This window comes from Streptomyces sp. SID5643 (assembly GCF_009872555.1).
Classification (GTDB): Bacteria; Actinomycetota; Actinomycetes; order Streptomycetales; family Streptomycetaceae; genus Streptomyces; species Streptomyces iakyrus.
This window is the reverse complement of record NZ_WWIC01000139.1, coordinates 19,663-40,394: the sequence shown is the minus strand read 5'-3', so window position 1 is coordinate 40,394 and position 20,732 is coordinate 19,663. Positions and strand designations below refer to the sequence as shown.

The 20,732-nt window shown below is 71.5% G+C and carries 18 protein-coding genes; 14 read left to right on the top strand and 4 right to left on the bottom strand.

The genetic code is table 11. The features are described from left to right. Window positions 1–57: 57 nt before the first annotated feature. From GTY56_RS17380 to GTY56_RS17360, 5 genes are all read left to right on the top strand, one after another. Window positions 58–3,042 carry a BTAD domain-containing putative transcriptional regulator gene (locus GTY56_RS17380; protein WP_161366290.1) on the top strand — a complete coding sequence of 995 codons (2,985 nt, stop codon included), beginning with the start codon at window positions 58–60 and terminating at the stop codon, window positions 3,040–3,042. After that, window positions 3,039–3,767, top strand: a complete 729-nt coding sequence (locus GTY56_RS17375) for a prepilin peptidase (protein ID WP_161366289.1) — start codon at window positions 3,039–3,041, stop codon at window positions 3,765–3,767. Before GTY56_RS17380 ends, GTY56_RS17375 begins: the two co-directional genes overlap by 4 nt. Before the next feature lie 64 nt (window positions 3,768–3,831). Beyond that, a complete protein-coding gene (locus tag GTY56_RS17370) occupies window positions 3,832–4,863 on the top strand; it encodes a CPBP family intramembrane glutamic endopeptidase (protein WP_161366288.1) in 1,032 nt (343 codons plus the stop codon). Window positions 4,864–4,933: 70 nt separating this feature from the next. Then, entirely contained in the window at window positions 4,934–6,133 is a 1,200-nt protein-coding gene (gene mqnC, locus GTY56_RS17365; protein WP_161366287.1) for a cyclic dehypoxanthinyl futalosine synthase, read from the top strand. 7 nt (window positions 6,134–6,140) lie between these two features. Further along, window positions 6,141–6,818 carry a hypothetical protein gene (locus tag GTY56_RS17360; RefSeq protein ID WP_161366286.1) on the top strand — a complete coding sequence of 226 codons (678 nt, stop codon included), beginning with the start codon at window positions 6,141–6,143 and terminating at the stop codon, window positions 6,816–6,818. Between the two features lie 46 nt (window positions 6,819–6,864). On the opposite strand, the gene GTY56_RS17355 is transcribed toward GTY56_RS17360, so the two are convergent. After that, on the bottom strand, window positions 6,865–7,878 hold the full coding sequence (locus tag GTY56_RS17355) for a chitinase (RefSeq protein ID WP_161366285.1): 1,014 nt from the start codon (window positions 7,876–7,878) through the stop codon (window positions 6,865–6,867). A gap of 135 nt (window positions 7,879–8,013) precedes the next feature. On the opposite strand from GTY56_RS17355, the gene GTY56_RS17350 reads away from it, so the two are divergent. After that, window positions 8,014–8,709: a demethylmenaquinone methyltransferase gene (locus GTY56_RS17350; protein ID WP_161366284.1), complete on the top strand. Its 696-nt coding sequence runs from the start codon at window positions 8,014–8,016 to the stop codon at window positions 8,707–8,709. Between the two features lie 18 nt (window positions 8,710–8,727). On the opposite strand, the gene GTY56_RS17345 is transcribed toward GTY56_RS17350, so the two are convergent. Together GTY56_RS17345 and GTY56_RS17340 are read right to left on the bottom strand one after the other, a co-directional pair. Then, window positions 8,728–9,039: a PASTA domain-containing protein gene (locus tag GTY56_RS17345; protein ID WP_161366283.1), complete on the bottom strand. Its 312-nt coding sequence runs from the start codon at window positions 9,037–9,039 to the stop codon at window positions 8,728–8,730. A gap of 110 nt (window positions 9,040–9,149) precedes the next feature. Next, window positions 9,150–9,674: a GNAT family N-acetyltransferase gene (locus GTY56_RS17340; RefSeq protein WP_161366282.1), complete on the bottom strand. Its 525-nt coding sequence runs from the start codon at window positions 9,672–9,674 to the stop codon at window positions 9,150–9,152. Window positions 9,675–9,774: 100 nt separating this feature from the next. Here GTY56_RS17340 and GTY56_RS17335 point away from each other — a divergent pair, with 100 nt between their 5' ends. Further along, the gene (locus GTY56_RS17335) at window positions 9,775–11,067 is read left to right on the top strand and encodes a geranylgeranyl reductase family protein (RefSeq protein WP_161366281.1); all 1,293 of its coding nucleotides are present in this window, start codon (window positions 9,775–9,777) and stop codon (window positions 11,065–11,067) included. A 377-nt stretch (window positions 11,068–11,444) separates the two neighbouring features. On the opposite strand, the gene GTY56_RS17330 is transcribed toward GTY56_RS17335, so the two are convergent. Beyond that, entirely contained in the window at window positions 11,445–12,284 is an 840-nt protein-coding gene (locus GTY56_RS17330; RefSeq protein WP_161366280.1) for a C40 family peptidase, read from the bottom strand. A gap of 724 nt (window positions 12,285–13,008) precedes the next feature. Between GTY56_RS17330 and GTY56_RS17325 the strand changes: the two genes are divergently transcribed. From GTY56_RS17325 to GTY56_RS17295, 7 genes are read left to right on the top strand one after another with little or no spacing between them, the layout of a single operon-like run. After that, window positions 13,009–13,368: an NADH-quinone oxidoreductase subunit A gene (locus GTY56_RS17325; protein WP_003974383.1), complete on the top strand. Its 360-nt coding sequence runs from the start codon at window positions 13,009–13,011 to the stop codon at window positions 13,366–13,368. 13 nt (window positions 13,369–13,381) lie between these two features. Then, complete coding sequence (locus tag GTY56_RS17320; RefSeq protein ID WP_007383964.1) at window positions 13,382–13,936, top strand: NuoB/complex I 20 kDa subunit family protein; 555 nt, start codon at window positions 13,382–13,384, stop codon at window positions 13,934–13,936. Next, entirely contained in the window at window positions 13,933–14,694 is a 762-nt protein-coding gene (locus tag GTY56_RS17315; protein ID WP_161366279.1) for an NADH-quinone oxidoreductase subunit C, read from the top strand. The genes GTY56_RS17320 and GTY56_RS17315 overlap by 4 nt, the downstream gene beginning before the upstream one ends. Beyond that, entirely contained in the window at window positions 14,691–16,013 is a 1,323-nt protein-coding gene (locus GTY56_RS17310) for an NADH-quinone oxidoreductase subunit D (RefSeq protein WP_161366278.1), read from the top strand. Before GTY56_RS17315 ends, GTY56_RS17310 begins: the two co-directional genes overlap by 4 nt. Then, window positions 16,010–16,870 carry an NADH-quinone oxidoreductase subunit NuoE gene (gene nuoE / locus GTY56_RS17305; RefSeq protein ID WP_161366277.1) on the top strand — a complete coding sequence of 287 codons (861 nt, stop codon included), beginning with the start codon at window positions 16,010–16,012 and terminating at the stop codon, window positions 16,868–16,870. The genes GTY56_RS17310 and nuoE overlap by 4 nt, the downstream gene beginning before the upstream one ends. Next, window positions 16,870–18,216, top strand: coding sequence for an NADH-quinone oxidoreductase subunit NuoF (gene nuoF / locus GTY56_RS17300; protein ID WP_161366276.1), 1,347 nt, complete (start codon window positions 16,870–16,872; stop codon window positions 18,214–18,216). Before nuoE ends, nuoF begins: the two co-directional genes overlap by 1 nt. After that, window positions 18,213–20,717, top strand: coding sequence for an NADH-quinone oxidoreductase subunit G (locus tag GTY56_RS17295; RefSeq protein ID WP_161366275.1), 2,505 nt, complete (start codon window positions 18,213–18,215; stop codon window positions 20,715–20,717). The genes nuoF and GTY56_RS17295 overlap by 4 nt, the downstream gene beginning before the upstream one ends. The last annotated feature ends 15 nt before the right edge of the window (window positions 20,718–20,732 follow it).

The following is a 20,732-nucleotide window of genomic DNA, read 5'->3' as shown; positions in this document are numbered from 1 at the left end:
CCCCTCACCCACAGCTCGGCCTCACCCCACTCCACACACGACCCCAGGACACCCGCCATGCCGCGACGCCGCACCTCAAGCTCGTCAAGCTCGACGGGAAGTACGTCGGGAAGTACGGGGAACACGGCCGCCCCGCGGAACCGGACCCCGCAGCCCGTGCGGATCCGGCGGCGGTCGTTCGGGGACTTCGTCAAGGCGTTCTTGGCCTTCGTCGCCCTGGCCGTACTGCTCGTCGGCGTGCCGGGCGCGCTGGCCACGCAGATCGGGTGGCCGCTGCCGGACGGCGTGCCGAGTCTCGACTGGCTCCAGCAAGAGATCACCGTTCACACCTTCCTGAACATCCTCACCGTCATCGTGTGGCTGGCGTGGGCGCAGTTCACGGCGTGCGTGCTCGTGGAGATGAAGGCCGCGCTGTCGGGTGTCGGCGTGCCGGGGCGGGTGCCCGGCGCCGGGCCGAGCCAGTTGCTCGCGCGGCAGCTCGTCGCCGCGCTGCTCCTCGTCGGCGCCACCGCCGCCAGCTTCACGCCCGGGCTGTCGCAGCTCGGGAACAGCTACGACGCCAACCAGAAGCCGACCGTCGCGGCCGCCCAGGCCACCCCGGGCCTCTTCGCCCAGCAGCAGGAGCAGGCCTCCGGCGCCGCGGCCGCGCTCGCCGAACAGGCCTCGCACGCCGCCGCCCACGCCGACGCCGGCGGCAGCACCGCCCAGCAGGGCGACACGAAGTTCTACCGGATCCAGCCGCCCGAGGGGCGTCACCACGACTCCCTGTGGGAGATAGCCCAACGGCACCTCGGTGACGGGCGTCGTTACAAGGAGATCTTCGAGCTCAACAAGGACCGCGTGCAGCCGGACGGGTCCAAGCTCTCCGAGGCCAGTCTCATCCGGCCCGGCTGGATCATGGAGATGCCGGGCGACGCCCGCGGCGGCGACCTCGTCGAGCTGCCCGACGAGGCGCCCAACGTGTCGCCCGACGTACAGCAGCAGATCAGCGACTACGCCCGGACCGGCGACCACGCGCAGGGCGCAGGCGCCCAGGGAGGCAGCGGCCACGCCCGAGGCGGCGGCGCCACCCAGGTGTCCGTCCCCGAACAGCAGCGGCCCGCCCACGACACCGGGCACCAGCAGGTCACCGCAGTCGGCGCCGAGTCCGACAGCTCCTTCGGGCTGCCCGAAGCCCTCCTCGCCGCGCCCCTCCTCGCCGCCGGCCTCCTCGGCGCCCTGGGACGGCGGCGCCGGCAGGCGCTGTGGCAGTCGGCGTTCGGGTCCGTCGGCGGGCGGCGCGGCATGGAGCCGCCCACGCCGACCGGTGACGCGCAGGACGTCCAGGACGCGCTGCTCGTCGGCGCCGACCCCGAGGGCGTACGGCTGCTCGACCGGAGCCTGCGCGGGCTCGCGGCCGCCCTCGCCGAGGAGTCGCGCGCGCTGCCGGTCGTGTACGCGGCCTGGCTCAGCAACGGCGACCTGCACCTCCAGCTCGCCCAGCCCGCCGGGAAGCCCCCGGCCCCCTGGCAGCAGGGTCAGGACCAGACCTTCTGGATGCTCTCCCGCACCGACGCCGAGCGCTACGAGGACGTGGACACGGCCGCGCCCTACCCCGGCCTGGTCAGCCTCGGCACGATGGACGACTCGCGGCTGCTGCTCAACCTGGAGGCCGTGCCCGGCATCGTCTCGCTGAGCGGCCGGGAGGCCGACCGGGCCGCCGTGTTCGCCTCCGTCGCAGCCGAGTTGGCGACCAACGGCTGGTCCGACCGCATGACCATCACGCTCGTCGGCTTCGGCGAGGACCTCACCCCGCTCGCCCCGAACCGCATCCGGCACCTGGAGGACGTCGAGGCGCTCGTCGAGACCATGGAGGCCGAGACGCGGCAGCGGCGGGGGGCGCTCGGTGCCGCCGGGCACGACTCCGTCCTCACGGGCCGCACCGGGCCCGCGCAGCACACCCGTTGGGCTCCGCACCTGGTCCTGCTGGCCGCGCAGCCGTCCGCGGAGGACGCCGTCAAGCTCGCCGAACTCGCCGCCGACGCCGGCCGCCTGGGCATCGGCTACCTCGTCGGCACCGAGACCGGCGATCTGCCGGGCGCCGCCTGGGAGATGGAGATCACCGGCCAGGGCAAGCTGCTCGCGCCGCTCCTCGGGCTCGAACTCGACGCGCAGCTGCTGCCGGCCGCCCAGCAGCGGGCCGTGGTCGAGCTGTTCGTCGAGGCCGACCCCGAGCGCGAGAGCGACGGTCCCGCGACCGCTCCGCCCTTCCTCGTCGACATCAGCGAGCAGGGGCGTCCGGCCGTGTACGCCCGGCTGGTCGGGCCGTACGAGATCATCGGCCTGGACGACCCGGACGGGGAGCGCAGCGCGCTGCTGCACGAGGCCCTCGCCCTGCTGCTCCTGCACCGCGAGGGCGTGCACCCGCGCGTGCTGTCCTCCGCGCTGTGGCCGCGCGGCGTCACCGACGACGTGCGCGGCGCGCTGCTCGACCGGCTGCACGACTGGCTCGGCACCGACCCCGACGGCACCCCGCGCCTGGCCACCGACGGCTCCGGCCGGCTCACGCTCGCCAAGACGGTCGTCTCCGACCTGGACGTACTGCGGTCCCTGTACCACGAGGCCACGCAGGGCCGGGGCGTCGGCAGCCGGGCCGTGCGCGGGCGACTGCTCACCGACGCGCTGGTGCTGGTGCGCGGGCCGCTGCTCGCCGACCGGCCCGAGGGGCGTTACCAGTGGCTCTCCCACGAGATCGTCGACGCCCAACTGCCGCTCCTCGTCGCGGACACGGGGCTCGCGCTGTGCGCGTTCCACATGGAGAAGGACCGTGCGGAGAAGGCCATCGAGGCGCTCGACGCGGCCCTGCGCACCGCCCCGGCCGACGAGCGGCTGTGGCACGAGCTGCTGCGCGCCACCCACGCCACCGGCGACACGGACCGGCTGACCGCCCTCGCCACCGACCTCATCGGCCGCAGCGGCGCCCGGGGGCTGCCGCCGCGCACCGAGGCACTGCTCGACGAGCTGCTGCCGACGTGGCGTGACGCGATCGCCGCGGTGGGATGAGCACCGGGCTGCTCGTCCTCGCCGCCGCGCTGTGGGGTGCGGCGGCGGGAGCACTGCTGCCGCGGGCGGCCTACCGGTTCTCGGTGCCCTCGGGGGAGGCCTGGCGGGGGGAGTGCCCGGGCGGGCACGCCCTCGGGGGCTGGCTGGGGCGCGCTGCGTGCCGTGAGTGTGCGGAGTCCGGGTACGGACCGCGTACGACGCCGCTCGCTATCGCCACCGCCCTGGTCTGCGCCGTCCTCGCCGCCGCGACCGGCACCCGTCCCGAGCTCGGGGTCTGGCTGCTGCTCGCCCCGGCCGGCGTCCTGCTCACGGTCGTCGACTTCCGCGTACGGCGCCTGCCCGACCCGCTCACGCTGCCCTTCGCCGCGGCCGCCCTGGTCCTGCTGGGCCTCACCGCCCTCGTCCCCGAACACGCGGGCCAGTGGACCACCGCCCTGCTCGGTTCCCTCGCCCTGGGCGGCGGCTATTTCGTCCTGTTCCTCATCAACCCCGCGGGCATGGGGTTCGGCGACGTCAAGCTCGCCCTCGGCGCGGGCGCCGCCCTCGGCTGGTACGGCTGGCCGACGGTCATGCTCGGCACCTTCGCCGGTTTCCTCCTGGGCGCGCTGTACGGCGCGGCCCTCGTCATCACCCGCCGGGCCGACCGCAAGACCGCCATCCCGTTCGGCCCGTTCCTGATCACGGGGGCGTTGCTCGGGCTCCTGGTGGGCGCGTACACGGCCTGACACGAGGCCACGGGACGCGGGGACTCCTGTGATCCGCGCAACCGCCACTGCCATGATGCTGATCATGACAAATCCATCCCGGCACCCCACCGGCCCGACCCCATATCCCGCCGCCCTGACGCCGTACCCCACCGCCCCTCCGCCGTACCCCACCGCCCCTCCGCCCGACCCCACCGGTCAGCCCTACCACCGCCAGGACCGCACCACGGGGCGGCACCGCTGGTGGCGGGCGTGGGTCGGCACCCTGTTACTGACCCTCGCCTACTTCGTGTCGGTCCTCGTGCTGTTCGGCGTCAGCTACGGCCTCGGCACCGCGCTCGGCGCCCCGGAACTCCCCGACGGCGGTGCCGACCTGGGGCCGCTCGGGAACACGGCGATGGACCTCGTGTCCATCGCGATAGCCCTGCCCCTGGTGCTGCTGGCCACGCTGTGGCCGGCGAGACGGCCCGTCGGCACCGTCACGTCGGTCACCGGGAGACTGCGGATCGGCTGGCTCGGGTGGTGTCTGCTGGCCGGACTGCCGCCCATCCTCCTGCTCACGGCCGTCTCCTTCTTCCTGCCGGGCGGCTCGGACGAGTCCGCCGCCTGGGTGGGCCGGCGTTCCTTCCTCGTGGCCCTGGCCGTGCTGGTCCTCCTCGTCCCGCTCCAGGCCGCGGCCGAGGAGTACGTCTTCCGCGGCTGGCTGCTCCAGGCGGTCGGGGCGTTCGTGCGCTCCCCGTGGCTCGCCGTGATCCCGCAGGCCGTACTGTTCGCCGCGGCCCACGGCTGGGGCACCCGGTGGGGCTTCCTCGGGCTGCTGGTGAACGGTCTGGTGATGGGTCTGCTCACGATTCGCACCGGCGGGCTCGAAGCGGCCATCGTCCTGCACGTCCTGAACAACCTGCTGGCCTTCGGTGTCTCCGCCGCGATCGTCGGCGGGCTGTCGACGGACGAGACCGCGGCCGACGCGCCCTGGTCGTCGGCCCTCGCCGCCATCGTCACCGACCTGCTCTACGCCGCGATCGTGCTGTGGTTCGCCCGGCGCCACAAGCCGCAGCGCCTCTCGGCCCCGAGCACCCCGCCCGCCCCCTGCGCCCATCCCGCCCGCACGGCCTGACGTCCGGCCCGGTGAACCGCTGGCGTACGCTGGGCTGGTCCGTCCACAACCCTTACGAAAGGGACGCCCGGTGACCGAGAAGGCCGACCTTCAGCCCATCCTCGACCGTGCAGCCGCCGGTGGGCGGATCACCCCGGACGAGGCGCTCGTGCTGTACCGGGACGCCCCGCTGCACGCGCTGGGCGCCGCCGCAGACGCCGTACGCCGCCGCCGGTACGCCGGGACCGAGCACATCGCGACGTACATCATCGAGCGCAACATCAACTACACGAACGTGTGCGTCACGGCGTGCAAGTTCTGCGCGTTCTACGCCCCGCCGAAGGCCAAGGACAAGGGCTGGACGCGCGACCTGGACGACATCCTGCGCCGGTGCGCGGAGACCGTCGAGCTGGGCGGCACGCAGATCATGTTCCAGGGCGGGCACCACCCGGACTACGGCGTCGAGTACTACGAGAAGCACTTCGCCGCGATCAAGAAGGAGTTCCCGCAGCTGGTCATCCACAGCCTGGGGGCGTCCGAGGTCGAGCACATGGCCCGGATCTCCAAGGTGAGCGTGGAGGAGGCCATCCAGCGCATTCACGCCGCCGGCCTCGACTCCTTCGCCGGTGCCGGTGCCGAGCTGCTGCCCGAGCGGCCCCGCAAGGCCATCGCCCCGTTGAAGGAGTCCGGCGAGCGCTGGCTGGAGATCATGGAGATCGCGCACAACCTGGGCGTGGAGTCCACCTCCACGATGCTCATGGGCACCGGCGAGACCAACGCCGAGCGCATCGAGCACCTGCGGATGATCCGGGACGTCCAGGACCGCACGGGCGGCTTCCGCGCCTTCATCCCGTACACCTACCAGCCCGAGAACAACCACCTGAAGGGCCGTACGCAGGCGACGCTCTTCGAGTACCTGCGCATGATCGCCATCGCGCGGCTGTTCATGGACAACATCGCCCACATCCAGGGCTCCTGGCTGACCACGGGCAAGGAGGTCGGCCAGCTCTCCCTGCACTACGGCGCCGACGACCTCGGCTCGATCATGCTGGAGGAGAACGTGGTGTCGTCGGCCGGTGCCAAGCACCGCTCCAACCGGATGGAGATCATCGATCTGATCCGGAAGGCGGGCCGGGTGCCCGCCCAGCGCGCCACCACCTACGAGCACCTCGTCGTCCACGACGACCCGGCGAACGACCCGGTCGACGACCGCGTCGTCTCGCACATCTCCTCGACGGCCATCGCGGGCGGCACGGCTCACCCCGAGCTGAAGCTGCTCGCGTCCAACTGACCCCACCGTGCTGACGATCCACGCCGCCCCGCTGGTCCTCCCGGCGGGCGCGGCACCCGGCATGGACGCACCCGTCGCGGACGGTGCCGTCATGGTCGACGGCGACCGGGTCATCGCCGTGGGGCCCTACGACGAGGTCGCCGAAGACGCGCCCGGCGCGCGGGTGCGGCGCTGGCCCGGTGTCCTCACCCCGGGTCTGCGCCAGTGGCACCCGCTGTGGCTGCTGCGCCACTGCTACCACCCCGACCCCCGCGAAGCCGACGAGCTGGGCGAACAGCCCCTGTGGGGCGAGCGGCTGACCGCCCTGGGCGACCTCACCGAGACCCGCTGGTCGGGCAGTGTGCGGCGCGGAGTGCAGCGGATGCTGCGCAACGGCACGACCGCGGTCGCCTCGCCCGGCGCCCGCTTCCGCGACCCGCTCGTGGCCACGGCCGTCGCCCGCTCCGGGCTGACCGTCGTGGGGACCACGGGGGCTCCCGGCACGCTGCCGGGCGAGCGGCCCGACCTCGACCCGTTCGCGGGAGGGTACGACCTCCCCGGCACGGTCCACGGCCCGCTGACCGTCGGCGGCAGGGCCGACCTGGCCGTGTTCGACGTGCCCGACGAGGCGGCCCTGCGCGAGCGCGGCGCGGCGACCTGTGTGGCGACCGTGCTGGCCGGCCGGCTGGTGTACCGGGCCCGCTGACCCCGGGCGCTCGGATCAGCGCGAACCCCTGTCCGTCATCCCCGGGTCAGCCCGCGAAGACCTTCCCGAACGCTCCCGCCCCCTGCCTCACCCCGCTGCAATCCGTCGGCGCCCCGGCCGACTTCGAGCCGTCCGCGCACTGCCGGTCCCGGGCCGCCGACCACATCGACACCCAGGCGATGCCCTTCTCCTCGGCGAACGCCCGGACCTCGGCGGCGTCCGCGAGCGTGAACGTCTCGTTCGCGACGTCGTTGACGCCGATCATCGAGGTGAGCGCCATGCCCTGCCAGGCGGCCGGGTCCGAGGTCCCGAAGACCTTCTTCAGCTGGGCGTGCGCGGCGTTGGCGGCCGTGCGGGCGTAGTTGCCCATGTCACCGTCGTACGACGAGCCGTAGTTCATCGTCATGAGGTTGACCGTGGAGACCTGTACGCCCTTGTCGTTGGCCGAGGCGAGGAGTGCCAGGCCGTCCTCGTCGAGGCCCGAGGGCATCACCGGCAGGGTGAACGAGACGTCCAGGCCGGCCCGTTCCTCCTGCAACCGCGCGATCGCCTCCGAACGCAGCGCGACGGAGGCGGAGTCGGACAGCTCGTCGCCCTCGATGTCGAAGTCGGCCACGGCCGTGCCGGCCGCGTCGAGGGCCTTGCCGTACGCCGTCGCCAGAGCCGCGGCGCTGTCGCAGGTCACCGCGAGCTCCTTGCCGGAGGCGCCGCCGAAGGAGACCCGGACCCGGGCGCCGTCCGCCTTGAGCCCGGCGATGCGGGAGGCGACCTTCGCGTCGCCGATGGCGTGCGTGCCGTTCCAGCGCGGGGTGCAGTCGTCGCCGTCGGCTATGACGAACGCCAGGTTGTACGTCGTGGGGGAGCCGGCGGTGTCGGTGCCGGCGGCCTCGGTGGCACTGAGGTACGGGGCGTACGAGGTGCCGGCCGCGGCCGGCACCGTGGCGGACGTCGGGGCCTTCGTGGCCGGAGGGGCCGCGTCGCCCTGCCCGGAGCAGGCGGCGGTGGCGAGGGCGAACAGGCAGCCCAGCCCGGCCACCGCCGGTTTCCGGTGACTCCTCATGACGTGCGCTCCCGTTCTCGTGCGATCTGGGGGACGGACAGGAAGTACGTCTCCCGGCAGCGAACGTCTCACGGAGGCGGCGGCACGCGGGCGGCCGCGGCTCCTGCCCGAAGGGGGTGCTGCAAGAATGGGCCCGTGACCCGCGCATCCCTGGACAAGCAGCCGCACGAAGTCGCCTCGATGTTCGACGACGTGGCGGAACGGTACGACCTGACCAACGACGTGCTGTCCCTCGGCCAGGACCGGCGGTGGCGCAAGGAGGTCGCCAAGGCGGTCGACGCGCGCCCCGCGCAGAAGGTCCTCGACCTCGCGGCGGGCACCGGCACCTCCTCGCTGCCCTTCGCGCAGACCGGTGCCTACGTCGTCCCGTGCGACTTCTCCCAGGGCATGCTCCGGGTGGGCAAGCAGCGCCGGCCCTGGCTGCCGTACACCGCAGGCGACGCGACGCGGCTCCCGTTCCGGGACGACACCTTCGACGCCGTCACCATCTCCTTCGGGCTGCGCAACGTGCAGGACACGGACGCCGCCCTGCGCGAGATGCTCCGGGTGACCCGGCCGGGCGGGCGGATCGTGATCTGCGAGTTCTCACACCCGACGTGGACGCCGTTCCGCACGGTCTACACCGAGTACCTGATGCGCGCCCTGCCGCCGGTCGCCCGGGCCGTGTCCTCCAGCCCCGACGCCTACGTCTACCTCGCCGAGTCCATCCGCGCCTGGCCCGACCAGCCCGCGCTGGCCGAGCGGCTGGGCAAGGCCGGCTGGTCGCGGGTGGCCTGGCGCAACCTGAGCGGCGGGATCGTCGCCCTGCACCGGGGTTTCAAGGCCGAGTGAGGCCGGGGTCCGCCGGTCCTAGGGCGAGCTGAGGACCATGTAGGGGTCGCCCGGCTCGTCGAGCTCGCGCTGGAGACCGCCCCGGGGCGGCTGTGGGATCCGCGGTTCGTGCACGCCCCCGCCGCCCTCACCGGGGCCGAAGTCGAACCACACGTAGACCATCGAGTCCCGCGGCACCTCGGCCCCGGGCTGCGGGTACTGGCGTACGACGTAGTCGACGACGGCGAGAGCGAACTCGGGCCGGTCCGGTGCGGTGAGGAGGAGGCCCTGCGCCCGGGCCGTCTCCCGTGCGTCCACGGCCATCAGACCGACCAGACGCGGTACGCGCACTTCGGGTGTCTTGCGGGATATGTGCACAGATGTCACCCCCAGCGGTACAGGAAGGGTAACTCCCGCCCCGTACCGACCGGAAGCGACTGATGTCTTTCTGTGACAGTCGACTACGCTGCGTCAGTGCCTCGGAGGTCGAGCCGGTAGCAGTGCCCCGCCCGCTGCGAAGCCGGAGTCGTGAATGTCTCGGCGAGGCGCATCCCGAGGCGCCGGGTCACCGCGATGGACCGGCTGTTGCGGGCGTCGACCATCGCGACGACGCCCGGCACGCCGGCCGCCCGCATCCGCTCCAGCGTCTGCCGCGCGGCCGCGGTGACGTAGCCCCGGCCCCAGTGCTCCCGGCCCAGCCGCCAGCCGATCTCGATCTCCCCGGCCGGACCCCAGGAACGCTCCCACGGCTGGGCGCCGGTGAACCCGATGACCTGTCCCGAACCGTCCAGCACGGTCCACAGGCAGAAGCCCAGTTCGGCGTTGTGCCGGCGCTGGCGGGCGGTGAGCTCCTCGTAGACCGAGAGCTCCGCGGCCCTGCCGCCCTGGAACTCCATGACGTCCGGGTCGTCGAAGATCCGGTGCCAGACGATCGCGTCCTCGTGGGTGGGGACGCGCAGCCGCACAGCGGGGAGAACTCGATTCACGAAGGCAGCCCTTCAGCCGGGTGATGAATGCTGCTGCATAGACTGCCCATGTCCAGTGCCGGTCGGCACGCAAGATTGACGAACTTGGGGAGATCCCGCCGTGACCGTCGTGACCGAGCCCCTCTCCGAGAACACCGCCGATGTGATCGTCGTGGGCGCGGGGCCGGCCGGCTCCACCACCGCCTACCACCTCGCCAAGGCCGGACTCGACGTCCTCCTGCTGGAGAAGACCGAGTTCCCCCGCGAGAAGGTCTGCGGCGACGGCCTCACCCCCCGTGCCGTCAAGCAGCTCGTGGCGATGGGCATCGACATCTCGGAGGAGTCGGGCTGGCTCCGCAACAAGGGCCTGCGCATCATCGGCGGCGGCGTGCGGCTCCAGCTCGACTGGCCGGATCTCGCCTCCTTCCCCGACTACGGCCTCGTCCGCAAGCGCGACGACTTCGACGAGCAGCTCGCCCGGAATGCCCAGAAAGCCGGTGCCCGGCTCTTCGAGCGCTGCAACGTGGGCGCGCCGATCCTGGACGAGCGCACGGGCCGCATCACCGGGGTGCACGCCAAGCTCGGTGAGGAGAAGCGCGAGGTCACCTTCCGTGCGCCGCTCGTCGTGGCCGCCGACGGCAACTCCACGCGGCTGTCCCTGGCGATGGGCCTGCACCGCCGCGAGGACCGCCCGATGGGCGTGGCGGTGCGCACGTACTTCACCAGCCCGCGCCACGAGGACGACTACCTGGAGTCCTGGCTGGAGCTGTGGGACCGCCGCGGCGCCGAGGACCGCCTGCTGCCCGGCTACGGCTGGATCTTCGGCATGGGCGACGGCACGTCGAACGTCGGCCTGGGTGTGCTCAACACCTCCGACTCCTTCAAGGAGCTGGACTGGCGCGAGGTGCTGAAGGCCTGGTGTGCGTCCATGCCTCAGGACTGGGGCTACACCCCGGACAACATGACCGGCCCGATCCGCGGCGCCGCCCTGCCGATGGCGTTCAACCGCCAGCCGCACTACACCAAGGGCCTGCTGCTCGTCGGTGACGCCGGCGGCCTGGTGAACCCCTTCAACGGCGAGGGCATCGCCTACGCCATGGAGTCCGGCCAGATCGCCGCCGACGTCATCGTCCAGGCCCACGCCCGGCCGACCCCCGCGAGCCGCGAACTGGCCCTCCAGCGCTACCCGCGCGTCCTGAAGGACACCTACGGCGGCTACTACACGCTCGGTCGTGCTTTCGTGAAGCTCATCGGCAACCCGAAGGTCATGCAGATCGCCGCCCAGCGCGGTCTCACGCACCCGATGCTGATGAAGTTCACTCTGAAGCTCCTCGCGAACCTCACCGACCCGACGGGCGGCGACGCGATGGACCGCATCATCAACGGGCTGAGCAGGGTGGCGCCCAAGGCCTGAGCCGCCCTTGCGGTGCCGGCGGCCCGAGCGGGCAGAGACGGTGACGGGCCCCTCGCGGGAGCGGGGGGCCTTCCGCATGCCTCCGGGCCGTCGTGAACGAACACTCGCTGGATCGCCCCGGCCTGGTTCGCCTCGCCGTCAACGCCGCACCATTCCGGGAGAATTCGGGCGCAAGGTGGGGAAGTGGCGGACGTGCAGGGGCAGGCCACAGTGCCGGGTGGGCCGGGGAAGGGCTCTGAAGGCCCTTGGAGCGCCTCGCGGAGGGGGCGAGGGGATTCGGGGCCTGAACGGCCCCGGACAGGCCGGGAGGGCCGTTGCCTCGTGATGGCAGCGGCCCTCGCGCCCGTGTGAGCGGATGAGTCGGACGACGCGTGACGTCAGAGGACGCGGACCGCGCCCGACGCCGGGTAGCCCGACAGGTCCTGGATGACGACGCCCTTGGACGGGTTGGCCGCGTCGAGGTACTGGCCGTTCCCGATGTAGACACCCACGTGGTACGCGGAGCCCTTGCCGCCCCAGTACAGGATGTCGCCGACCTGGAGGTTGGAGAGCGAGACGTCCGTGCCGGCCATTGACTGGTCCTGCGAGACACGCGGCAGGTCCACACCAACCTGCTTGTACGCGGCCTGCACGAGGGAGGAGCAGTCCCAGGCGTTGGGACCGGTGGCGCCCATGACGTAGGCGTCGCCCACCTGGGCCTTGAGGAACGCGATGACCGTCGCGACGCTGCCGCTGGCGGGCGCCGACACCGACGTGGAGGCGGACGCGGAGGCGGAGGCGGACAGGGTGGCGCGCTCGGTGCTGCGGTTGGCGCGCTCGGCGGCGGCCTTGCGGGCGGCCTCGGCGGCCTTCTTCTTGGCCTCCGCCTTCTTCTTCGCCTCGGCGAGGTCCTTCTTGGCCTCCGTCGCGGCCTTGGCGGCGGCGGCGTCACGCTCGGCGCGCAGTTCGTAGTTCGCGGCGGCCTGCTGGGTGGCGGCCGCGGACTGGGCGACCTGAGCGGACAGGTCGGCCGTCAGGGTGGGCAGTTCGATGGTCTGCGTCACCGGCTCGGCGGCGCTCGCCGAGGCCGACGCACCAGCCGCTGCCATGCTGAGAACGCCACCGGCCACGCCGGCGCGCAGGGCGATCGAAGAGGTCGCGCTGCGGCGGGGTTTCCGGTGGCTGCGTATGTGAGCGGTGTGGGACATGGGAACAACCGGTACCAGGGGCTCCTTCATATCTTCAAGAAACGTGTGCTGCGCCACAGTTGTTCAATCGGGCCCCCAAAACCCCCGAACCCGGCCCCTTATTGACGCCGTAACGGACATTGCGGGCGCACTGTGACCGGCCTGTGATCACGGTGTTTGATCAATACGCCCGAATTGCCCCGCGCCTACCATCGGTTGGGTTGATTGGCCAAGCCCCGTTCTCATGGATCTCTCACTCATGTGACGGGGATCACGGAACGGTTGGCCCGGAGGTCGCGTCCCGGCGCGTGGATCACGGCCGGGTCACGGGCTCGCGGAGATCGTGAACGCGTGCACGCGTCCACACCTCGCCCCACACACCCTCTGATGTGTGAACGGGCCTCTATCAAGAGATCAAGTCCATCGCCAATTTGCATGCAAGAGAACCCTCTTGATATGGAGACGACCCCTCCGGCCTGCGCTGACGAGCCAAAATGTCACCTCTCGTGATCACACGGACGCTTCGCGTGTGAAGATCACCGCTCATCCGACTTCATGATCGATCGTCAGGTGGTGGAGATCACAAAGCTTGTGCAATACCCCGTGTCGCAGATCACAGAGCGTCGGGCATAAGATGCACGCGGTTGGGCTTGTGACCTGCTTCACATGTTCCCGATCTTCGCCGGGGCGGGCGGGGTTCGAGGGACCGGTGGGGCGGATGTGAGCCCGATGCAATCCGCCAGCAGTCAGTGCCGACTGAGAGGAGCGAGGAGCGGTGAACGCTTATGCGCCCATCCTCGTACTGGGAGCCCTCGGGGCAGGCTTTGCGATCTTCTCCGTGGTCATGGCCACGTTGATCGGGCCCAAGCGGTACAACCGGGCCAAGCTCGAGGCCTACGAGTGCGGCATCGAGCCGACCCCCACGCCGGCCGGCGGCGGGCGCTTCCCGATCAAGTACTACCTGACGGCGATGCTCTTCATCATTTTCGATATCGAGATCGTCTTCCTCTACCCCTGGGCCGTCACCTTCGACGCCCTGGGGATCTTCGGGCTCGTGGAGATGCTGCTCTTCGTGCTCACCGTCTTCGTCGCGTACGCGTACGTATGGCGGCGCGGCGGCCTGGAATGGGACTGAGGGGCCACACGTCATGGGACTCGAAGAAAAGCTGCCGAGCGGCTTCCTGCTGACCACCGTCGAGCAGGCCGCGGGCTGGGTGCGCAAGGCGTCGGTCTTCCCCGCCACGTTCGGCCTCGCCTGTTGTGCCATCGAGATGATGACCACCGGAGCCGGCCGCTACGACCTGGCGCGCTTCGGCATGGAGGTCTTCCGCGGCTCACCGCGCCAGGCGGACCTGATGATCGTCGCCGGCCGGGTGAGCCAGAAGATGGCGCCGGTGCTCCGGCAGGTCTACGACCAGATGCCGAACCCCAAGTGGGTGATCTCCATGGGGGTCTGCGCCTCCTCGGGCGGCATGTTCAACAACTACGCCATCGTCCAGGGCGTCGACCACATCGTGCCGGTCGACATCTACCTCCCCGGCTGCCCGCCCCGGCCGGAGATGCTGATGGACGCGATCCTCAAGCTCCACCAGAAGATCCAGTCCTCCAAGCTCGGCGTGAACGCCGAGGAAGCGGCCCGCGAGGCGGAGGAAGCGGCGCTCAAGGCCCTGCCCACGATCGAGATGAAGGGGCTGCTGCGGTGAGCGACGCGAACGGCACCAACGGTACGAACGGGTCGAACGGGGTCAACCCCGAGAAGGACCTCTCCGCGGAGAACCTCCCCGGCCAGCGCGGCCAGGGCGGCGAGGAGATCCGCGTCCAGCGCGGCATGTTCGGCGCGAACAACGGCGGCGACACCTCCGGTTACGGCGGCCTGGTCCGCTCGGTCCGGCTCCCGGGACCGGCGGCCCGCCCCTACGGCGGCTGGTTCGACGAGGTCGCCGACGAACTCGAAGGCGCACTCGAGGAGCAGGGCCTGCTCCCGGACAACGCCATCGAGAAGACGGTCGTCGACCGCGACGAGCTGACCTTCCACATCGAGCGCGAGCACCTCGTCCGCGTCGCCCGCACCCTGCGCGACGACCCGGCCCTGCGCTTCGAGCTGTGCACCGGCGTCAGCGGCGTGCACTACCCGAACGACAAGGGGCGCGAGCTGCACGCCGTCTACCACCTGCGCTCGATCACCCACAACCGGGTGATCCGCCTGGAGGTCAGCGCCCCCGACAGCGACCCGCACATCCCGTCGCTGTTCGCGGTCTATCCGACGAACGACTGGCACGAGCGTGAGACGTACGACTTCTTCGGAATCGTCTTCGACGGCCACCCCGCCCTGACGCGGATCATGATGCCGGACGACTGGCAGGGCTTCCCGCAGCGCAAGGACTACCCCCTCGGCGGCATCCCCGTCGAGTACAAGGGCGCCCAGATCCCGGCTCCGGACCAGCGGAGGTCGTACTCATGAGCACGTCGCACGCCTCTCCTCGCGAGACCACCGAAGGCACCGTCTACACCGTCACCGGCGGTGACTGGGACGAGGTCGTCGAGTCGGCGGCCCGCGCCGACGACGAGCGCATCGTCGTCAACATGGGCCCGCAGCACCCGTCCACCCACGGCGTGCTCCGCCTGATCCTGGAGATCGAGGGCGAGACCGTCACCGAAGCCCGCTGCGGAATCGGTTACCTGCACACCGGCATCGAGAAGAACCTCGAATACCGGACGTGGACGCAGGGCACCACGTTCGTGACGCGCATGGACTACCTCACGCCGTTCTTCAACGAGACGGCGTACTGCCTCGGCGTCGAGAAGCTCCTCGGCATCGAGGACCAGATCCCGGACCGCGCCTCGGTCATCCGCGTGCTCCTGATGGAGCTGAACCGGCTCTCCTCCCACCTGGTGTGCATCGCCACCGGCGGCATGGAGCTGGGCGCGACCACGATCATGATCTACGGCTTCCGTGATCGTGAACTCATTCTCGATATCTACGAGCTGATCACCGGCCTGCGGATGAACCACGCGTACATCCGCCCCGGCGGACTCGCCCAGGACCTGCCGCCCGGCGCGGTGGACCAGATCCGCGAGTTCGTGAAGAAGATGAAGAAGAACCTCCCGGAGTACGACAAGCTCGCCACCGGGAACCCCATCTTCAAGGCGCGGATGCAGGACGTCGGCTACCTCGACCTGGCCGGCTGCATGGCCCTCGGCGCGACGGGCCCGATCCTGCGCTCCACCGGCCTGCCGCACGACCTGCGCAAGGCCCAGCCGTACTGCGGTTACGAGACCTACGACTTCGAGATCCCGACCGCGGACACCTGCGACTCCTACGGCCGCTTCCTCATCCGGCTGGAGGAGATGCGCCAGTCCCTGAGGATCGTCGAGCAGTGCCTGGACCGGCTCCAGCCCGGCCCGGTCATGGTCGCCGACAAGAAGATCGCCTGGCCCGCGCAGCTCGCCCTGGGCCCCGACGGGCTCGGCAACTCCCTCGACCACATCAAGAAGATCATGGGCACCTCCATGGAGGCCCTGATCCACCACTTCAAGCTGGTCACCGAGGGCTTCCGCGTCCCGCCGGGACAGGCGTACGCGGCGGTCGAGTCGCCCAAGGGCGAACTCGGGGTGCACGTCGTCTCCGACGGTGGCACCCGCCCCTACCGGGTCCACTTCCGGGACCCGTCCTTCACCAACCTTCAGGCCATGGCGGCGATGTGCGAGGGCGGCCAGGTCGCCGACGTCATCGTCGCCGTCGCGTCCATCGACCCCGTGATGGGAGGCGTCGACCGGTGACCACATCGTCTTCCGAGCGGGGCGTCAGCCTGGGCATGCCCGAACTGCCCGCACCCGCCTACCCGGACGACGTCCGGGCCCGTCTGGAGACGGACGCGCGCGAGGTCATCGCCCGCTACCCGGACTCCCGGTCCGCCCTCCTGCCGCTGCTGCACCTCGTGCAGGCGGAGGAAGGGCATGTGACCCGCACCGGCATGCAGTTCTGCGCGGACGTGCTCGGCCTGACCACGGCCGAGGTCACCGCCGTCGCCACCTTCTACACCATGTACCGCCGCCGCCCGAGCGGTGACTACCAGGTGGGGGTGTGCACCAACACCCTGTGCGCCGTCATGGGCGGGGACGCGATCTTCGAGGAGCTCCAGGAGCACCTCGGCGTCGGCAACGGCGAGACCACCGGCGACGGCAAGGTCACCCTGGAGCACATCGAGTGCAACGCGGCCTGCGACTTCGCGCCGGTCGTGATGGTCAACTGGGAGTTCTTCGACAACCAGACCCCCGACAGCGCCAAGAGCCTCGTCGACGACCTGCGCGCGGGCCGGCCGGTGACGCCCACCCGCGGGGCTCGCATGTGCACCTTCAAGGAGACCGCCCGGGTCCTGGCCGGTTTCCCCGACGAGCGGGAGGGCGCCGTGGAGTCCGGAGGAAGCGCCGGACCCGCCTCCCTGGTCGGCCTGAAGCTCGCCAAGGGCGAGTCGGCCTCCGCGCGCGTGGTGCACCCGCGCGGTGAGGCGGCCCGCACCGGGGCGCCGCACGAGCCGTCACCCACGGAGCACCTGAGCTCGCACGACGCGCCGCAGGACACATCGGCCTCCGACCCGGCCCACCCGGCCGGGCCCACCGCCGAGGAGGGGGAGTGATGACCTTGGCACCCGAGCTGAAAGACACGAGCCCCGAGAAGCTGCTCGCACCGGTGCTGTCGGCCTTCTGGGACGAGGACAAGTCCTGGACGCTGGACGTGTACCGGCGGCACGACGGCTACGAAGGGCTGCGCAAGGCGCTCGCCATGACGCCGGACGACCTGATCGCCTACGTCAAGGACTCCGGTCTGCGCGGGCGCGGCGGCGCGGGCTTCCCCACCGGGATGAAGTGGCAGTTCATTCCCCAGGGGGACGGAAAGCCGCACTATCTTGTTGTCAACGCCGACGAGTCGGAGCCCGGGACGTGCAAGGACATCCCGCTCCTCTTCGCGAACCCGCACAGCCTCATCGAGGGCATGATCATCGCGTGTTACGCCATCAGGTCGTCGCACGCCTTCATCTACCTGCGGGGTGAAGTCGTCCCCGTACTGCGGCGGTTGCACTCCGCCGTGCGCGAGGCCTACGACGCCGGCTTCCTCGGCGAGAACATCCTGGACAGCGGACTCGACCTCGACATCACCGTGCACGCGGGCGCGGGCGCGTACATCTGCGGTGAGGAGACCGCACTGCTCGACTCGCTCGAAGGCCGCCGGGGCCAGCCGCGGCTCCGTCCCCCCTTCCCTGCCGTCGCGGGCCTCTATGCGTGCCCGACTGTGGTGAACAACGTCGAATCGATCGCGTCGGTTCCCGCGATCCTCCAGCGGGGCAAGGAATGGTTCCGGTCGATGGGGAGTGAGAAGTCGCCCGGCTTCACGCTCTACTCCCTCTCCGGCCATGTCGCCAGCCCCGGCCAGTACGAGGCGCCGCTCGGGATCACGCTCCGCCAGCTCCTCGACATGAGCGGCGGGATGCGCCCCGGGCACCGCCTCAAGTTCTGGACGCCGGGCGGCTCCTCGACCCCGATGTTCACCGACGAGCACCTCGACGTCCCTCTTGATTACGAAGGAGTGGGCGCCGCGGGTTCCATGCTCGGCACCAAAGCCCTCCAGTGCTTCGACGAGACGACCTGCGTGGTCCGTGCCGTCACGCGCTGGACGGAGTTCTACGCCCACGAGTCCTGCGGCAAGTGCACGCCCTGCCGCGAAGGGACCTACTGGCTCGTGCAGCTGCTGCGCGACATCGAGGCCGGCAAGGGACAGATGTCCGACCTCGACAAGCTGAACGACATCGCCGACAACATCAACGGCAAGTCCTTCTGCGCCCTCGGTGACGGCGCCGCCTCGCCGATCTTCTCCTCGCTGAAGTACTTCCGCGAGGAGTACGAGCAGCACATCACGGGCCGGGGCTGTCCCTTCGACCCGGCCAAGTCGACGGCCTGGGCCGACCGCACGGAGGTGAACGCATGACCGTGACCACCAGCTCTCCCTCCGGCGGGGGAGAGGCGGCGGTCCCGCCGGAGGACCTCGTGTCGCTGACGATCGACGGCGCCGAGATCAGCGTGCCCAAGGGCACCCTGGTCATCCGGGCCGCCGAACAGCTCGGCATCGAGATCCCCCGGTTCTGCGACCACCCCCTCCTGGACCCGGCCGGCGCCTGCCGCCAGTGCATCGTCGAGGTCGAGGGCCAGCGCAAGCCGATGGCGTCCTGCACCATCACCTGCACCGACGGGATGGTGGTGAAGACCCACCTCACCTCCCCGGTCGCGGAGAAGGCCCAGAAGGGTGTGATGGAGCTCCTGCTCATCAACCACCCCCTAGACTGCCCGGTCTGCGACAAGGGCGGCGAGTGCCCCCTGCAGAACCAGGCCATGTCGCACGGCGACGCCGACTCCCGCTTCGAGGGCCGCAAGCGGACCTACGAGAAGCCCGTCCCGATCTCCACGCAGGTGCTGCTGGACCGCGAGCGGTGCGTGCTGTGCGCCCGCTGCACCCGGTTCTCCAACCAGGTCGCGGGCGACCCGATGATCGAGCTGATCGAGCGGGGCGCGCTCCAGCAGGTCGGCACCGGCGAGGGCGACCCGTTCGAGTCGTACTTCTCCGGCAACACCATCCAGATCTGCCCCGTGGGAGCGCTGACCTCGGCGGCGTACCGATTCCGCTCCCGCCCCTTCGACCTGGTCTCCTCCCCGTCGGTGTGCGAGCACTGCTCGGGCGGCTGCGCCACCCGCACCGACCACCGGCGCGGCAAGGTCATGCGGCGCCTCGCGGCCGACGACCCCGAGGTCAACGAGGAGTGGATCTGCGACAAGGGGCGGTTCGGGTTCCGGTACGCCCAGCAGCGCGACCGGCTCGACACGCCGCTGGTGCGCAACGCCGAGGGAGAGCTGGAGCCGGCCTCCTGGCCGGAGGCGCTCCAGATCGCGGCCCAGGGGCTGCTGGCCTCCCGGGGCCGCACCGGCGTCCTGACCGGCGGCCGCCTCACCGTCGAGGACGCCTACGCGTACAGCAAGTTCGCGCGCGTGGCGCTCGACACCAATGACGTCGACTTCCGCGCGCGGGTGCACAGCAGCGAGGAGGCCGACTTCCTCGCCGCCCAGGTCGCCGGGCGCGGCCGGGACCTCGACGGCACCGGCGTCACGTACACCGCGCTGGAGAAGGCACCGGCCGTCCTGCTGGTCGGCTTCGAGGCGGAGGAGGAGGCGCCCGGCGTCTTCCTGCGGCTGCGCAAGGCCTGGCGTCGGCACGGGCAGAAGACCTTCTCCCTCGCCACACACGCCACCCGCGGTCTGGAGAAGGCCGGTGGCACGCTGCTGCCGGCCGCTCCCGGCACCGAGACGGAGTGGCTGGACGCGCTCGCGAGCGGCGCCGGCCTGGAGGACGACGGTGCGCTCGCCGCGGAGGCACTGCGCGCCGAGGGCGCGGTGATCGTCGTCGGCGAGCGGCTGGCCGCCGTGGCCGGCGGGCTCACCGCCGCGGCACGCACGGCCTCCGCGACCGGCGCCCGGCTGGTGTGGATCCCGCGCCGGGCCGGGGAACGCGGTGCGATCGAGGCGGGCGCGCTGCCGTCGCTGCTGCCGGGCGGGCGCCCGGCCACCGACCCGCGCGCGCGGGACGAGGTCGCCGCCGTCTGGGGCGTCGCCGGTCTCCCGCACCGCTACGGCCGTGACACCGGCCAGATCGTGGAAGCAGCCGCGACCGGCGAACTCCAGGCCCTGCTGGTGGCGGGCGTGGAGATCGCCGACCTGCCCGACCCGGCACGGGCGCGTGCCGCGCTGGACGAGGTGGGTTTCCTGGTCTCGCTGGAGCTGCGGCCGAGCGAGGTCAGCCGCAAGGCCGATGTCGTCCTGCCCGTGGCCGCGGTCGCCGAGAAGGCCGGCACCTTCCTCAACTGGGAAGGCCGCATCCGCTTCTTCGAGGCCGCGCTCAAGCCCGACCAGATGACCCGCCGCTCCGCGCCCACCGACGCGCGCGTGCTGCAGATGCTGGCCGACGCCATGGACGTCCACCTCGGGCTGCCGGACCTGCGCACCGTGCGCGGCGAGATCGACCGGCTCGGCGCCTGGGACGGCCCGCGGGCCGGTGAGCCCCTGGAGACCGCGGCCGCGCTGCCGAGGCCCGCCGCCGGAGAAGCGGTCCTCGCGGGGCACCGGCTGCTGCTCGACCAGGGCGTCCTCCAGCAGGGCGACGAGGCACTCGCCGGAACCCGGCACGCGGCACGCGCGCGTGTGTCGGCCCCGACGGCCGCCGAGGCGGGCGTCAAGGACGGCGACCTGCTCGCGGTGAGCGGCCCCCGGGGGATCGTGGAACTCCCGCTCCAGATCAGTGAGATGCCCGACCGGGTGGTGTGGCTGCCGCTCAACTCCACCGGCGGCGGCGTCGCCTCCGACACCGGGGCGCGGCCCGGCTCCCTCGTCCGCATCGGCCCGGCGACGCTCGCCGGCGAGGCCCCCAAGGAGGTGGAGGCATGAGCCCCCAAGGAGGCG

Bases quoted from the DNA above. Each gene is read 5' to 3' on its own strand.
- GTY56_RS17310 (WP_161366278.1), top strand. From the start codon at position 14,691: ATGAGCACGTCGCACGCCTCTCCTCGCGAGACCACCGAAGGCACCGTC.
- GTY56_RS17320 (WP_007383964.1), top strand. From the start codon at position 13,382: ATGGGACTCGAAGAAAAGCTGCCGAGCGGCTTCCTGCTGACCACCGTC.
- GTY56_RS17295 (WP_161366275.1), top strand. From the start codon at position 18,213: ATGACCGTGACCACCAGCTCTCCCTCCGGCGGGGGAGAGGCGGCGGTC.
- GTY56_RS17330 (WP_161366280.1), bottom strand. From the start codon at position 12,284: ATGAAGGAGCCCCTGGTACCGGTTGTTCCCATGTCCCACACCGCTCAC.
- GTY56_RS17375 (WP_161366289.1), top strand. From the start codon at position 3,039: ATGAGCACCGGGCTGCTCGTCCTCGCCGCCGCGCTGTGGGGTGCGGCG.
- GTY56_RS17370 (WP_161366288.1), top strand. From the start codon at position 3,832: ATGACAAATCCATCCCGGCACCCCACCGGCCCGACCCCATATCCCGCC.
- GTY56_RS17355 (WP_161366285.1), bottom strand. From the start codon at position 7,878: ATGAGGAGTCACCGGAAACCGGCGGTGGCCGGGCTGGGCTGCCTGTTC.
- GTY56_RS17380 (WP_161366290.1), top strand. From the start codon at position 58: ATGCCGCGACGCCGCACCTCAAGCTCGTCAAGCTCGACGGGAAGTACG.
- nuoF (WP_161366276.1), top strand. From the start codon at position 16,870: ATGACCTTGGCACCCGAGCTGAAAGACACGAGCCCCGAGAAGCTGCTC.